This is a genomic window from Sorangium sp. So ce302, assembly GCF_051530145.1.
Lineage (GTDB): Bacteria > Myxococcota_A > Polyangia > Polyangiales > Polyangiaceae > Sorangium > Sorangium cellulosum_B.
Genome location: NZ_CP150326.1, coordinates 3,216,406 through 3,231,020, shown reverse-complemented (window position 1 = coordinate 3,231,020; position 14,615 = coordinate 3,216,406). Strand labels below are relative to the sequence as shown.

The window sequence follows — 14,615 nt, the reverse complement described above, 5'->3', positions numbered from 1 at the left end:
AGCACGCGCGCTCGCCGGTGGAGGCTCGCCGCGGTGCCCCTCCTCGCAGGCGCCCTGCTCCAGGCCCCCGCCGCCCGCGCCGACGGCGAGGGCCAGGCCGACGAGGCCGACCTCCACTTCGACCTGGGGCGCGACCTCTACAAGCAGGGGCAGTTCCAGACCGCCCTCGAGCACTTCCTCGCGTCGAACCGGCTCGTGCCGAACCGCAACGTCGTCTTCAACATCGCGCTCACCTACGAGGAGCTGGGCCGCTTCGCGGACGCGCACCGGTACTACGACGACGCGCTCGAGGGCGAGGCCGACCCGGAGGTCGTCGCCGAGGTCCAGGCCGCGCTCCAGCGGATCGCGCCGCGCGTGGCCGTGCTCCAGATCGTCACGTCGCCGCCCGGGGCCAGGATCTACGTCGATCGCAAGGACCTCGGCGCGCGCGGCACGGCGCCGCGCCGGCTCGCCATGTCCGAGGGGCGCTACCGGATCCTCGTCGAGCTCGCGGGCTACGAGCCCGTGGCCGTGGACGACGTCCCGGTGAAGCTGGGGCAGAGCAAGGAGGTCCTCATCGTGCTCCGCCGCATCGTCGGCACCGTGCGGGTGGACGTGCGCGGCGCGAGCGAGGCCACGGTGCACGTCGACCACGACGGCGCGCCGCCCGCCTGCACCGCCCCGTGCGATCTCGATCTGCCGCCGGGCCGCCACGTGCTCCATTTCTCGCGCCCGGGCTTCGAGGCGGCGCCGCAGCCGCTGACCGTCGCCGCGCACGAGACGGTGCCGATCACGGCGACGCTCAGCCCGCTCACCGGCTCGATCCTCGTGCGCGCCGACGAGCCCGACGCCCTCGTCGAGATCGACGGCCGCCCCATGGGCTTCACGCCGTCGGTGATCCAGGGCGTCGCCGTGGGCCGGCGCCGCGTCCGCGTCAGCCTGCGGGGCTTCGCGCCCGTCGAGCGGACGATCGAGGTGACGGCCGGCCAGCAGGCGGAGCTGCGCGACGTCACGCTGGCGCCGCTCCGGGAGGTGTCGTCGGCCTCGCGCGTCCTCGAGCGCCTGGAGGACGCGCCCGCATCCATCAGCGTCATCGAGCAGCACGAGCTGCGCGCCTTCGGGTACCCGACCATCGCCGAGGCGCTGCGCGGCACGCGCGGCATCTACCTCTCGAACGATCACGTCGTCTACTCGGCCGGGATCCGCGGGCTCGGCGAGCCGCTCGACTACGGCAACCGGCTCCTCGTCCTCTCCGACGGCCACTCGACGAACGACAACGTGCTGAACGCCTCGTTCGTGGGCTCCGACGCCCGCGACGACCTCCACGACGTGGATCACATCGAGGTCGTCCGCGGCCCTGGCTCGCTGCTCTACGGCACGGGCGCGCTCTCGGGCATCGTCAACCTCGTCCCGCGCGGGCGCGACGAGCCCACGAGCGCGCACGCGGCGGCCGGCACCTACTACGACGGCGTGGGCCACGCGCGCGCCGGGTTCCACTACAACGCCCGCAGGGACGCGGGCGTGCAGGCGAGCGTCTCCGGGGCGCGCTCCGACGGGTTCGACGTCCCGGTGGCGCTGCGGGACCCGGGCGAGGGGCCGCGCGTGCAGATCGCCGAGCGCGCCGAGACCTTCCGGGCCGGCGGCACGTCCGGGCGCGCCTGGTACGGGCCGTTCACGGCGCAGTGGATGTACCACGCGCGCGAGCAGCTCGTCCCGATCGGCTACGTGGGCACGCGGCTCAACGACCTCGGGACGAGCTACGAGGACACGCACATGATGGCCGAGGTGCGCTTCGAGCCGCGGCTCACGCCCGACCTGCAGCTCATGGCGCGCGCCCACGTGAACCGCTTCGTCTGGCACGGCGCCTACGCGTTCGACGAGGCGACGATCTTCGAGCAGCAGCACGGCACCTGGCTGGGCGGCGAGCTCAGGGCGGCGTGGACGCCGCTCCCCTGGCTGAGGGTCACCGGGGGCGGCGAGGTGCAGGCGCACCCCGAGGCGACGCTGAGCAGCGTGTTCGCGGACGGCCGCGCGCGCACGAAGCCCGTGCCGTACCGCTTCGGCGCCGGCTACCTCATCCTCGACAGCTCGCCCGCCCCGTGGGTCCGCCTCTCGTGGGGCGCGCGCCTCGACGTCTACAGCACGTTCGCGCCGATCGTCGTGCCGCGCGCCGCGGTCATCCTCCGGCCCGCGCCGGGAGGGGTCCTGAAGATCATGGGCGGGCGCGCCTTCCGCGCCCCGAGCATCTCCGAGCAGTTCTACACCGACGGCAAGACGCAGGTGCCCGCCGTCGACCCCGAGCGGGGCCTCGTGCTCAAGCCGGAGTCCATCGCTTCCGCCGAGATCGAGTACTCGCAGCGCCTCGGCGACGACTGGACCGCGCTCGGCGCCGTTCACGCGAGCAAGCTGTCGGACCGGATCACCTCCGCCGAGGACAGCCCCGGCGTGCCCGGCGTGGTGCGCTACGTGAACAGCCGTCGAGACGCGTTCGTGGCGGGGTGTGACGTCGAGCTCCGCCGCGAGTGGCGCCAGGGCTGGATGCTCGCGGCGACGTACGGCTACCAGCGCGGCGAGCTCAGGCGCGGCGAGCGGCTGATCAACGCGCCGGAGCACCTCGCGTCGTTTCGCGGCGTCGTCCCGGTGGTGGAGCGGCTCGCCGCCGCGGGGCTCCGGATCAACCTGGAGGCGCCCCGGCGCATCGGCCGCAGCTCGGCCGACGAGACAGCGGGCGCGATCGTCGCGGACCTCACGGTGTCCGGGGAGCTCCAGCGCTTCCACAGCCGCTATGTGATCGGCATCTACAACGCGATGGACACGCGGTACGACTACCCGGCCGCGGAGAGCTACCTCTCGGCCACGAGCCGGCAGAACGGCAGGACCTTCCTCGCCGAGATCACCGTCAGCTATCCCTAGTTCTGCGGTCAGAGATCCGTGAGGGATGTTGGCGGCGGCGAGCGGGCTGCGGAGGTGGTGCCTTGTCTCGCCGCGTAGCCCACCGAAGCGGGCGGCCCGGAGAGGAGTGACATTGGGCGGCGGCGGCTCAGCGGCTGCGCCTCTGGCACGGCACGCGGCCGAGCCCGTCGCCGGAGGCGAAAGCGGGTGTGTTGGCCTGTAAGGCTCGCCATGCATGGTGGATGTCAGAAAGTGTTAGACTCCACCATGGGAGGGCTCATGCTGCCGAGGCTACCTCACCAAGCACCCGTATGACGAGCCCGCCCCCTCCCTTTCCCTATACGATCGGCGAAACCGTCGCCGAGGGCCGCGGGGCTGCCGTGTACCGCGCTGTTCGAAACGCCGATGGCCATCCGGTGGTCCTCAAGGTGCTCGACCCAAGAAGCTGCCGGCCGAAGGACCTCGATCGGCTCAAGAGGGAGTACGAGACGGGCAAGCTGCTGGATGTCGGGACCGTCGTCAGGCCCCTCGCCCTCGAGATGTACGAGGGGAGGCTCGCCCTCGTCATGGAAGACTCTGGCGCAGAGCCGCTCGATCGACTGCTCGGGGCGCCGATGGAGATCGGCAGGTTCCTCGAGATGGCTGTTCGCATCGCAGGGGCCGTCTCCGACATTCACCAGCGAGGCGTGGTCCACAGAGATCTCAAGCCCGCGAACATCCTCGTGAATTCCACCACCCGCGAGGTGAAGATTGCCGATCTCGGGCTCGCCTCACGGCTTCCCCGCGACCACCAGGCCGCGCAGCCAGCGCGCCTCATCGAGGGCTCCCTCCCTTACATGTCGCCCGAGCAGACAGGGCGGATGAACCGGGGGATTGATAGCCGCAGCGATCTGTATTCCCTGGGTGTCACGTTCTACCAGATGCTCACGGGAAAGCTCCCATTCCAGGCTCGCGACCCGCTGGAATGGATCCATAGTCACATCGCTCGCGCGTTCGCGGCGCCGTCCGACGTGGTCCCCGAAGTGCCCGAGGCGGTCGCGCGCATCGTGATCAAGCTCCTCGCGAAGATGCCCGACGAGCGCTACCAGACCGCGCGCGGCCTTCGCTGTGACCTGGAGAGGTGCTTCGAGCTATGGAGCTGCCGTGGCAGCATCGAGCCTTTCCCCTTGGGCGAGCAGGACGCGTCGGGCCGCCTCCAGATCCCGCAGAAGCTCTACGGGCGCGACGAGGAGATCGGGGTGCTGCTGCGCGCCTTCGAGCGCGTGTTGGACACCGGATCTCCTGAGCTTGTGCTGATATCCGGCTATTCGGGCATCGGCAAGTCGACGCTGGTCCACGAGCTGCACAAGCCGGTCGTCCGGGAGCGTGGATTGTTCGCCTCGGGGAAATTCGATCAGTACAAGCGCGGCATCCCTTACTCCACGCTCGCTCAGGCCCTGCAGGAGATCGTGCTCGAGATCCTCGCCGACACCGGGGGGATCGCGGCCTGGAAGCAGCGGTTGCTCGAGGCCCTCACGGTCAACGGACAGCTCATCGTGGAGTTGATCCCGCAGCTCGATCTCGTCATCGGCCGGCAGCCGCCGGCTCCCGAATTGCCGCCGGTCGAGGCGCAGAACCGGTTTCGCATCGTCTTCCGGAACTTCATCGGGGTGTTCGCCCGGAAGGAGCACCCTCTCGCGCTCTTCCTCGACGATCTCCAGTGGGCCGATTCGGCGAGCCTCGGACTCCTGGAGGATCTGATGACGCACCCCGAAACGGGCCATCTCCTCGTCATCGGTGCTTACCGCGACAATGAGGTGCCCCCCTCGCACCCGGTCATGAGGGCGCTGGACAAGGTGAGGAGGGAGGGCGGGCGCGTCCGTGACATCGCGCTCGGCCCGCTCTCCCGCGAGCACCTGGCCGTGCTCGTCAGCGGCATGCTCCACTGCCGGCAGGAAGACGCCGCGCCGCTGTCGGCCCTGGTCCACGAGAAGACGGCCGGCAACCCCTTCTTTGCGATCCAGTTCCTCACCGCTCTCCACGAAGAGCGGCTGATCGAATTCGATTCGCATGCGGGCGCCTTTCGGTGGGACATGCCGAAGATCCGCGCCAAAGGCTTCACCGACAACGTGGTCGACCTGATGGTCGACAAGCTCGCGCGGCTCCCTGCTGGTACCCAGGAAGCGCTGAAGCAGCTCGCCTGTCTTGGGCACGCCGCGGAGGTCGGCCTCTTGACGACAGCGTACGGCCGCTCGGAGGAGGAGCTGCACGCGGATGTCTGGGAAGCCGTCCGCGCGGGGCTCGTCCTCCACCAGGAAGGCACGTACAACCAGGAAGGCACGTACAGGTTCCTCCACGACCGCGTCCAGGAGGCGGCCTACTGGCTCATCCCGGAGGAGCTGCGGGCCGCAGTGCATCTCAAGATCGGCCGGCTCCTCGTGTCTCATCTGCCTAGAGAGGCCGTCGAGGAGCGGGCTTTTGACGTCGCGAACCAGCTCAATCACGGCGCCCACCTCCTCACCGACCCACGCGAAAGGGAGGCGCTGCGCCGGCTCAACCTCCTGGCAGGGCTCAAGGCAAAGGCTTCGGTCGCCTTCGCTTCGGCTCGCAGCTATCTGGCCCAGGCGATAACACTACTGCCCCCGGACGCCTGGCGCACACGGTACGAGGACACGCTCACGCTCTACCTGGAGCTCGCCGAATGCGAGTACCTCGCCGGCGACTTCCAGCGGGCCGACGAGCTGGTCGACCTGATCCTCCAGAACGCACACGCGAACCCCGACCGAGCCAGGGCCTACCGGCTGCGTATGCGGCTCTATCAGATGGCCGGACGACACCGCGACGCCGTGACGGTCATGCTCGAGGCGCTGCGGCTCTATGGGGTGACGCTCCCGGAGCCCGACGAGGAGATCCAGGTGGCCGTGGAGGCCGAGATCCAAGAGGTCCCGATCAACCTGCGCGGGCGTCGCATCGCCGATCTCGTCGATGCGCCCGTGGCCACCGACGAAAGCGTGCGGGCGCTCATCGGTCTGGTCGCCGAATCGAGCCCCCTCATCTACTCCGTGCGACCGGCGCTCTGGGCCCTGCTGACCGCCAAGGGAGTGAACGTCTCCCTACGATGCGGACACGCCGAAGAGTCCTCCTTCGTCTACAGTTGTTACTCCATGGTGGTAGTGTCAATCCTCGACGACATTCCATGCGCGTTCCAGTTCTCCGAGATGGCGCTCAGGCTGAATGAAAAGTTCAAGAGCGTCACAGCCAAGCTAAAGGGGAAGCTGCTCTTCCACCATGCGGGCGTCATCAATTTCTGGCGCAGGCACTATGCGACGAGCCTTCCGCTCATGGACCAGGCCTTCCTCGATTGCCTCAACGTTGGAGATCTCATCTGCGCCGGCTACTTGACGTACAACATGGTATGGCTTCTCCTGGAGAACGGCGACCCGCTCGATCGCGTCATTGACGTCGCGCGGAAGTACACCGCGTTCGCCCGGCAGACCCACAACGACGTGGTGTACCATGTAGTCCGGCTTGAAGAGCAGTTTGCGGTGAGCCTGAAGGGAGCGACGCAGGCGTCCACGAGCTTCAACGACGGCGCCTTCGACGAGGAGCACAGCATCGCGATCCTCGAGAAGGCGGGCTTCGGCCTTGGAATCGCCATTTATCATATCATGAAGCAGATCGCGGCATTCACCTATGGACGACATGCCGAAGCGCTGGAGTCCGCAGCCAGCGCCGCGCTGATGCAGCACCAAGTGGCGTCTCTGGCGATGGAGGCGACGCACCACTTCTACCACGCGCTCACGCTGACGGCGCTCCACGCCCAGGCGCCTGCCGAGCAGCGGCAGCAATTCGCGCAGACCCTCGAGGAGCAACTGCGGAGGCTGAAGCTCTGGGCCGACAACTGCCCCGAGAACTTCCAGAGCCGCTACGCCATGGTATCAGCCGAGGTCGCACGCGTCGAGGGCCGGGACCTCGACGGCATGCGCCTCTATGAAGAGGCCATCCACGCGGCGCGCGACAGCGGCTTCGTCCACAATGAAGCGCTTGCCTGCGAGCTCGCGTCTCGGTTCTACCGAGCACGAGGGTTCGAGCGCATCGCCGATACGTACCTGCGCGAGGCCCGCTCCTGCTACGTGCGCTGGGGGGCGGACGGCAAGGTGAGGCAACTCGAAACGCTGTATCCGCAGCTCCTCGAGCAACGGCTGCTCGCGCCCACCGCCACCTTCGCGGCGCGCGCGGAGCACCTCGACCTGCTCTCGGTCGTCAAGGCGTCGCAGACCATCTCGAGCGAGATCCTCCTGGAGAAGCTCTTGCGAACGCTGCTCGAGCTCGTCCTCGAGCAGGGAGGTGCCCAGAAGGGCTGCCTCATCCTTGTACGGGGTAGCGACCTGACGATCGAAGCGGAAGCCGCGATCGAGGAGCGACAAGGGACCGTGACGAAGGTTCTGCATTCCTTGTCGGTGTCCTCCTCCGCGCTCGTCCCGGCCTCGCTCCTCCACCACGTGCGGCTCACCAAGGAGCGGGTACTCCTCGACGACGCCGCCACGAAGGCCGCCAGGTTCTCGGACGACGAGCACATCGTCCGACAGAAGCCGAGGTCGGTCCTCTGCGCTCCAATCTTGCGGCAGGCCGAGGTGATCGGCCTGCTTTACCTCGAAAACAACCTCACCACGCACGCGTTCACGCCCGAGCGGCTTCTCGCCCTCGAGTTGCTCGCCACGCAAGCGGCCATCTCGCTCGAGCACGCGCTCTTGCTCGCCAAGGAGCGAGGGGCGCGGGCGGCGGCAGAGGCCGCGGAGAGGCGCACGGCGCTCCTCGCCCACGAGCTGAAGACACCGCTGACAGGCGTCCATCTCAAGCTCGACGCGCTCACGCGATCGATAAAGCATCAAGAGACGGTATCCTCGTCCTGGTTGTCGTCCTCGCTCACGTCCTTCAAGCGTCAGCTCGGTCGACTCAACATGTTGATCGACAGCCTGCTCGACCTCTCGCGCGTCCAGGTGGGGCGGCTCGTCCTGACGCGTGAGCCGGTGGACCTGACGGCGCTCGTGCAGGACGTCGTCGGGAGGCTGAGCGAGCAGGCGGCGCTGGCAGGATGTGCTCTCCACGTCCAGGCGATACGCGCTGTCTGGGGCCAGTGGGATCGGCTGCGGCTCGAGCAGGTTGCGACGAACCTGCTGACGAACGCCCTGAAGTACGGAGCTGGAAAGCCGGTTCGGATCGTCGCCGACGCGGATGGGGCCGTCGCTCGCCTCTCGGTCTTCGATCAGGGGATCGGGATATCTGAGCCCGACCACCGGCGCGTGTTCGAGGCGTTTGAGCGCGCGACGGGGATTCATCAAGCGCAGAGCCTCGGACTCGGCCTGTACCTTGTTCGGGAGATCGTACGAGCGCATGGCGGGCGCGTGCATCTTCACAGCCGGCCAGGTTCAGGAACAACGTTCACCATCGAGCTGCCCATCGAGCCGGGGGGCGAGATCAGCCTCGAGCAGCCATCGTGAGAAGGGAGGCGAGCGGGCACTGCGGACCGCGGGCGACGCTCCGCCAGGGGGACATGGTGTGACATGGCATGCCAGAGTGGGAGCCGCCGCGCCACGAATTCTCTCGACGGATGAAGAACGTTCAGGTTCAATTCCGTTGGTATGCAAGTTTCTGCCGGATTGCAGCAAGACACCGAAGCCGTGAAGCTTGCGAGCAAGCGAGTGCGCCTCGTTGAACGGGCGCCGCTCGCGATCGTCGAGTATGGCCGCGACCTCACGATCGAGGACTGGAACGAGGCGGCTGGACGGCTGCTCGGCTATGCGCGGGAAGAGGCACTCGGCCAGCGCATGGATCAGCTGCTACCCGTACACGGTGACCCGGACGCCTGGCGGCGGCTCCTCGGAGAGAACGACGCCGTGCCGCGGGTGTGGGCCCACGCCCGCAAGGGCGGCGACGAGGCACTCTTCGAGTGGAGCTACGAGCACCTCCTCGACGAGCGCGGCGAGGTGAGCAGCGTTGGGGTCTTCGGGCAACGTGTGACGGAGCAGATCGAAAGGCGCCTCCTCAACAAGGAGAAGGAGCGGATCCTACACACGATCACACAGGCTCTGCCGAGCGTCCTCTGGGCCGTCAATCGCGCCGGCATCTTCACGCTCCACGAGGGCAAAGCGCTCGATCGGGCTGGGCTTGCGCAGGGCCAGCACATCGGCAAGAACGCGTTCGAGCTCTACGCGGAAAGCGTCGAGGGGGTTGAAGTGCTGCGGCGGGCGCTCGCCGGCGAGCCGAACCACTCGCTCACCCAGGCGCACGGGCTGTTCTGGGAGAACTGGCAGCTACCGATCCGAGGCGAGCACGGCGAGGTGCACGGGGTCGTCGGCTTCTCGCTTGACGTCACCGACGCAAAGAACACGGAGCTGGAGTTACGGAACCAGCTGGACCTCGTCGAGCGGCAGCAGCAGGTCATCCGCGACCTGTCAACTCCTATCATCCAGGTCTGGGACGGCGTGCTCACCCTGCCAATGGTCGGGATGGTGGACAGCGCGAGGACCGCGGATGTGATGGACGTCCTGCTCGACGCGATCACGCGTACCCGCGCGCGTTACGCCATCCTCGACCTCACCGGCGTCGAGGTGGTGGACACGAAGACCGCGAGCTACCTGATCGAGCTCGTCCGTGCCATCCGGCTCCTGGGCGCGGAGGGCGTCGTCACGGGCATCCGGTCGAACGTCGCACAGACCATCGTGGCGCTCGGGCTCGATCTGGCCGACATTGCCACCTTCGGGAACCTCCGGGCGGCGCTCCAGCACTGCATCCGGGGGATGAACAAGGAGCATGCGGCGAGCACGCCGCAGCAGCGATGATGTCGCGCCAGGGCGCGCCAAGCGGGCGGGTCAGTGCCTTGCGTTCGAGGATGCAACTTCCGTGGCCATCGCCTGTCGAGGCCCACCGCGCGCCGACGATGGCCAACGCCCTGCGGCAGGTCCCGCGCAGACTGGCGATGGTCATCGCGCTCCTCAACCTCGATTACGCTAGACGGTGATGGCCATTCGCCAGCCCGCGCGCGACGCCATGAGTGACGGCAAGGCTGGATGCTCGCGGCGACGTACGGCTACCAGCGCGGCGAGCTCAGGCGCGGCGAGCGGCTGATCAACGCGCCGGAGCACCTCGCGTCGTTTCGCGGCGTCGTCCCGGTGGTGGAGCGGCTCGCCGCCGCGGGGCTCCGGATCAACCTGGAGGCGCCCCGGCGCATCGGCCGCAGCTCGGCCGACGAGACAGCGGGCGCGATCGTCGCGGACCTCACGGTGTCCGGGGAGCTCCAGCGCTTCCACAGCCGCTATGTGATCGGCATCTACAACGCGATGGACACGCGGTACGACTACCCGGCCGCGGAGAGCTACCTCTCGGCCACGAGCCGGCAGAACGGCAGGACCTTCCTCGCCGAGATCACCGTCAGCTATCCATAGCTCCGCAGGTCAGTCGACGAGGAGATGGCCGATGAGATCCTCGTGGACGTCAGCTGGCGACCAGCGAGCACAGACAGCGATCAAGAGCGCAGAGGGCGCTGGCCCAGGTCCGTGAAGAACCGCAGGAGATAGCCGTCGGGGTCGGCGACGACGAACTGGCGGTTGCCGAGCTCCGTGTCGCCCTCGCGGTACCACCTCTCCTCGAAGGGGATCACGATCTGGAAGCCGCCTGCGTGCACGCGCTCGTACAGCGGCGTGACGTCGGCGACCTCGATCTGAAAATTGACGCCGCGTCCGTAAGGATGCTCCAGCGGCGCGGTGCGGAACCTGCGGCCCGGCCCCGCCGCCTCCTGCAGCATGAGCTGCGCGCCCTCGAGGTCGATGAAGGCAAATCGCTCCTCGGGCCTCTCGTACCGCAGCGCGCAGCCGATGACACCAACGTAAAAGCCGAGCGAGGCGCCGAGATCCGCCACGTCGAGCTCCGGTATGAGCCTCTGCCCGTTCATGGTCCTTCCCCTCGAGATCGACCGATGGCTCGAGCGGAGCCGCGGTTCATCAGGCAGAGCCTAGCTCACCACGGAGACATCCACGCCGGGTTGGATCACCGACGACGCGCCGCCATGCCCCGAAATCCCTGCCCGCCCGCGCCGCGGCAGCGGCGCGCCGGGGCCCCCCACCTGCGTCACAGGCTCGCCCGTCTCGAGGTCGATCTCCTTCTTCGGCCCGTCGGGCCAGGGCGCCCTCGAGTCGAGGAGCGTCACCCGGCGAACCCCGAGCGCCACGAGCTCGCGCGCAGCCACGGCGAGCTCGAGCCCCATGGTGACGTCGGCTCCCGCGGCGGTCGGCTCGGCCGGCGGGGGCACATAGACGACCGCGCCGGCGCCGGCAGCCTCGATGTCTCGCAGGGCGTCGAACAGATGGGCGTCGCCGAGGAGGTCCGAGACGAGCGCGGCGCGGTGGGTGTACACGATGGCCGTGTCACCGGCGTGCGCCGGCGCGCCGTGCGTCAGGAGGAGCAGCTGCCTCTCGCGACGTATCGTGTACGTGTGCGCCCGCCACTCGCCGCTCAGGCCTGCGGGCCGGAACGGGGCGCTCCGGACGCGCGCGGCGACGTCCTCGCTCCGCACCCGGTGGCGGAGGAGGTCGTCGATGGAGACGAGCGGCAGCCCCTGTCGCGCCGCGAAGCGCGCGAGGTCCCGGCGGCGCGCCATCGTCCCGTCGTCATTCAGGATCTCGCAGATGACGGCGGCCGGCAGCGCCCCGGCGAGCCGCGCCAGGTCGACCGCGCCCTCGGTGTGCCCCTCGCGCTCGAACACCCCGTCTCGGCGCGCCCGCAGCGGGAACACGTGCCCTGGCGACACAACGTCTCGCGGCGACGCGTCCGGCGCGATCGCGGCCGCAACCGTGCGCGCCCGGTCGCGGGCGCTGATGCCGGTCGTGACGCCCTCGCGCGCCTCGATGCTCACCGTGAACGCCGTCGACCGGCGCGCGCCGGGCCGGGTCGCCATGAGCGGCAGCCCGAGGCGGTCCACCTGGTCCTCGGTGAGGGCGAGGCAGATCAGCCCCCGGCCGTGGGTCGCCATGAAATTGATGGCGGCCGGCGTCGCATGTTCTGCCAGGACGACGAGATCTCCCTCGTCCTCGCGCGCCTCGTCGTCGACGAGGATCACCATGCCACCGGACCGGAGCTGCTCGACGGCAGCCTGAACACGCAACGTGGATGTCGAAACGGCCATGGATTCCTCTTCGCTCAGCGGGCCGGGAGCGGCGCCAGTCGATCGATCTCTTCCAGATCGGCCCCGGTCGGCGCGCCGGCGGGGCGGGCCGCACCACGCGGCCCGCGCCCCCAGGCCGTCAGCCCTTCGGCTTGCCGTTCGCGTCCCACTCGGCCCAGAAGCGCTCGAGTCCGGCGTCCTTCAGCGCCCGGTTGAGGAAGCGCCGATCGGTCCAGGGCTCGACCTCGAACGTGCTCCTGATCAGGCCATATTTCTTCGAGTCGGCGACCGCCGACTTGTACCGGGCGATGGCGTACTCGTCGAGCAGCGGGCTGGCGTTCTGCTTCATGTCCTCGCCCTGCTGCGCTTCCTTGTAGTTCGCGAAGGGCGTGCCCGACTTCGACCAGAGCTGGAAGGCCTGCGTGCGGTTCTTCTCGTCCGCGACCCACGCCGCTGACTTCACCGCGAGCGTGATGATCTTCTGCACGACGTCGGGGTATTCGTTGATGAAGTCCTCCCGCGCGATGATGCCTGAATTGCTCGGGTAGGTCGGGGAATCCCCCTTCGTCGTGTAGACGATCTTCGCGATCCCCTGGTCGCGCAGCGAGAGGTAGTCCGTGCCGCCGAACACCGCGTCGATGTCCTTCGTGGCGATCGCCGCCTTCGCGGTGGAGGCATCCATGCTGATGGACCGGATGTCCTTCTCGCTCAGCCCGTGGCCCTCGAGGATCCGGTTCGCGGACAGCTGCGAGGCCGTGCCCTTCTGGAAGGCCACCTTCTTGCCGCGCAGATCCCGGACGCCGGTGATCGGCGAGTCGGCGGGCACCACGAGGTAGGCGTGTCCGCGCCGGCTGGCGCTGGCCAGGAGCCGCGTCTTGAGGCCGCTCGCCCGACCGACGACGGAAGGCAGGTGACCGTGGGTCCAGATGTCGAGCAGGTTGTTCGCGACCGCCTCGTTCACGGCGGGGCCGGCGCCGCGGAAGAAGTTCCACTTCACCTCGATGCCGTCCTTCTTGAACTCCTCGGCCAGGGTCCCCTGGAGGTGCAAGAGGGAGAAGAAGCTTCCTCCGGTGACGGGGCGATTGCCCACGCCGACACCGGGCACCCCGACGCGGATCACGCTGGGCCCGGCGGCCCAGGCCCTGCCTGCCAGAAGCGCTGCCGACACCGCTGCAGCGGCGCCTCCCAAGAACTGACGTCTTTGCATGGCGCCGTGATGTGCACCGTGCGTGCCATTCCATGAAACCCTTGGAATCAAGGGTCTGCCAAGCGGCGCTGTTGCCAGGGAAGCACCCGATCCGCAGGGCTGCTGGCGAGCGGCCCACCGCGGGGCCGCGTCAGCCGCCGAGCCCTCCCGGCCGGGCGCTCGCGAAAATCGCGACGTTCCTCGGCGTCACCTCGGGCTCGAACACGATGGCCGCCTCGACCTCGTGCCCTCGCTCGCCGAGGACCATCGCGCGATCCAGCGCGACCGCGACCTCCGTGAGCCGGGCCAGGAGCGCGCGCGGCAGCGTGAGCCGGCGCATCTGGCCGAACGCCGCGCGCGCCGCGACCTCGCGCTCGCGGAGCTCGGCCTCGGTCGCCGGGCCGAGGCCCCGCAGCGCGAGCGCCCTCGCCGCGAGCTCGCGCAGCCCGCCGTGCGCGCGCCGCCGGTTGATCCCGCGCATCTCCTCGCCCAGGGCGACGTCGAGCCCGCGGCCGCGGAGCAGCGACAGCAGCGCGTGCCGCCGCTCGCGGGCCAGAAGCTCCTCGTCCAGGCTGGCCTCGACCCCCGCCGGGCGCGCCGTCAGGTTGGTGAGCCCCAGCGCCTCGCGCTTCAGGACGAGCCCCGCCGCCCTGGCCGCGGCCGAGAGCGGGGCGCGGGCCGGCGCGCCGATCTTCTGCAGGCAGCACGAGACGAGCGCCAGATCGCAGGGCGCCTCGGCCGCCGCCGTCACCATGCGGTCCCCGAGCTCGCCGCAGGCGTGAAGGCCGACCGGCAGGTCGTCCGGAGCGAACGCCAGCGCCTGCTCGAAGGCGTCGAACGCCACGAAGCGCGCCCGCCCCCCGGCGGCCAGCGCGGAGGCCGTGGCCACGCGGTCGGGCTCGCGCTCCAGGCCGACCGCATCGCGGTCGAAGCGCGCAGCGGCGAGGCGGGTGAAGTGGCCGTGCCCCGCCCCCACGTCGACGAGGCGGCGGGCGCGGGCGGCCATGGGCGCCACGGCGCCGAGCAGGGCCTCCAGCTGGAGCCGCTTGCGCGCGGGCACCGCCCGGAGCTCGTCCAGCGACGCCGGCGGGAGCGGCTGGACCGGTCGCCGCGGCAGCCTCGCGGCCTCGTCCGCGGCCCGCGCCAGGGCCACGAGGCTCGGGGGCGGGCGATCGAGGCCGTCGATGCACGCGGCGAGCCCCTCGGCCTCGCAGCGGGCGAGCTCGGCATCGGAGAGCGCCAGCAGGAAGCCCGTCCAGCCCCGCGCCTCGCACCAGGCCGGCGGCGGCCCCTCGTCGACGCGGGCCTCGACGATGTCGAGCGCCGGCACGAGCACCTCGAGGGCGCGCGCGAGGCGCTGGGCGACGGAGGGAGGCCTGATCGACGGGGGCATGCGAGAGCCGGAGGCGTGGCGAGGAC

At 69.6% G+C, this 14,615-nt stretch carries 8 protein-coding genes; 4 read left to right on the top strand and 4 right to left on the bottom strand.

The window, feature by feature from the left end:
- Positions 1-33 precede the first annotated feature (33 nt).
- From WME73_RS12655 to WME73_RS12640, 4 genes are all read left to right on the top strand, one after another.
- Entirely contained in the window at positions 34-2,892 is a 2,859-nt protein-coding gene (locus tag WME73_RS12655; RefSeq protein WP_437915862.1) for a TonB-dependent receptor domain-containing protein, read from the top strand.
- A gap of 290 nt (positions 2,893-3,182) precedes the next feature.
- Positions 3,183-8,351, top strand: coding sequence for an AAA family ATPase (locus WME73_RS12650; RefSeq protein ID WP_437915861.1), 5,169 nt, complete (start codon positions 3,183-3,185; stop codon positions 8,349-8,351).
- Between the two features lie 201 nt (positions 8,352-8,552).
- Positions 8,553-9,692, top strand: a complete 1,140-nt coding sequence (locus WME73_RS12645; RefSeq protein WP_437915860.1) for a PAS domain-containing protein — start codon at positions 8,553-8,555, stop codon at positions 9,690-9,692.
- Between the two features lie 228 nt (positions 9,693-9,920).
- Positions 9,921-10,295: a hypothetical protein gene (locus WME73_RS12640; RefSeq protein WP_437915859.1), complete on the top strand. Its 375-nt coding sequence runs from the start codon at positions 9,921-9,923 to the stop codon at positions 10,293-10,295.
- Positions 10,296-10,375: 80 nt separating this feature from the next.
- On the opposite strand, the gene WME73_RS12635 is transcribed toward WME73_RS12640, so the two are convergent.
- The 4 genes from WME73_RS12635 to WME73_RS12620 all read right to left on the bottom strand — a co-directional run bounded on the left by WME73_RS12635 (position 10,376) and on the right by WME73_RS12620 (position 14,589).
- Entirely contained in the window at positions 10,376-10,801 is a 426-nt protein-coding gene (locus WME73_RS12635; RefSeq protein WP_437915858.1) for a bleomycin resistance protein, read from the bottom strand.
- 60 nt (positions 10,802-10,861) lie between these two features.
- Positions 10,862-12,031 (bottom strand): 3,4-dihydroxy-2-butanone-4-phosphate synthase, encoded by a 1,170-nt coding sequence (gene ribB, locus WME73_RS12630; protein ID WP_437915857.1) that lies wholly within the window; start codon positions 12,029-12,031, stop codon positions 10,862-10,864.
- 118 nt (positions 12,032-12,149) lie between these two features.
- Positions 12,150-13,217, bottom strand: coding sequence for an ABC transporter substrate-binding protein (locus WME73_RS12625; protein WP_437915856.1), 1,068 nt, complete (start codon positions 13,215-13,217; stop codon positions 12,150-12,152).
- 130 nt (positions 13,218-13,347) lie between these two features.
- Positions 13,348-14,589, bottom strand: coding sequence for a methyltransferase (locus WME73_RS12620; protein WP_437915855.1), 1,242 nt, complete (start codon positions 14,587-14,589; stop codon positions 13,348-13,350).
- Positions 14,590-14,615: the final 26 nt, after the last annotated feature.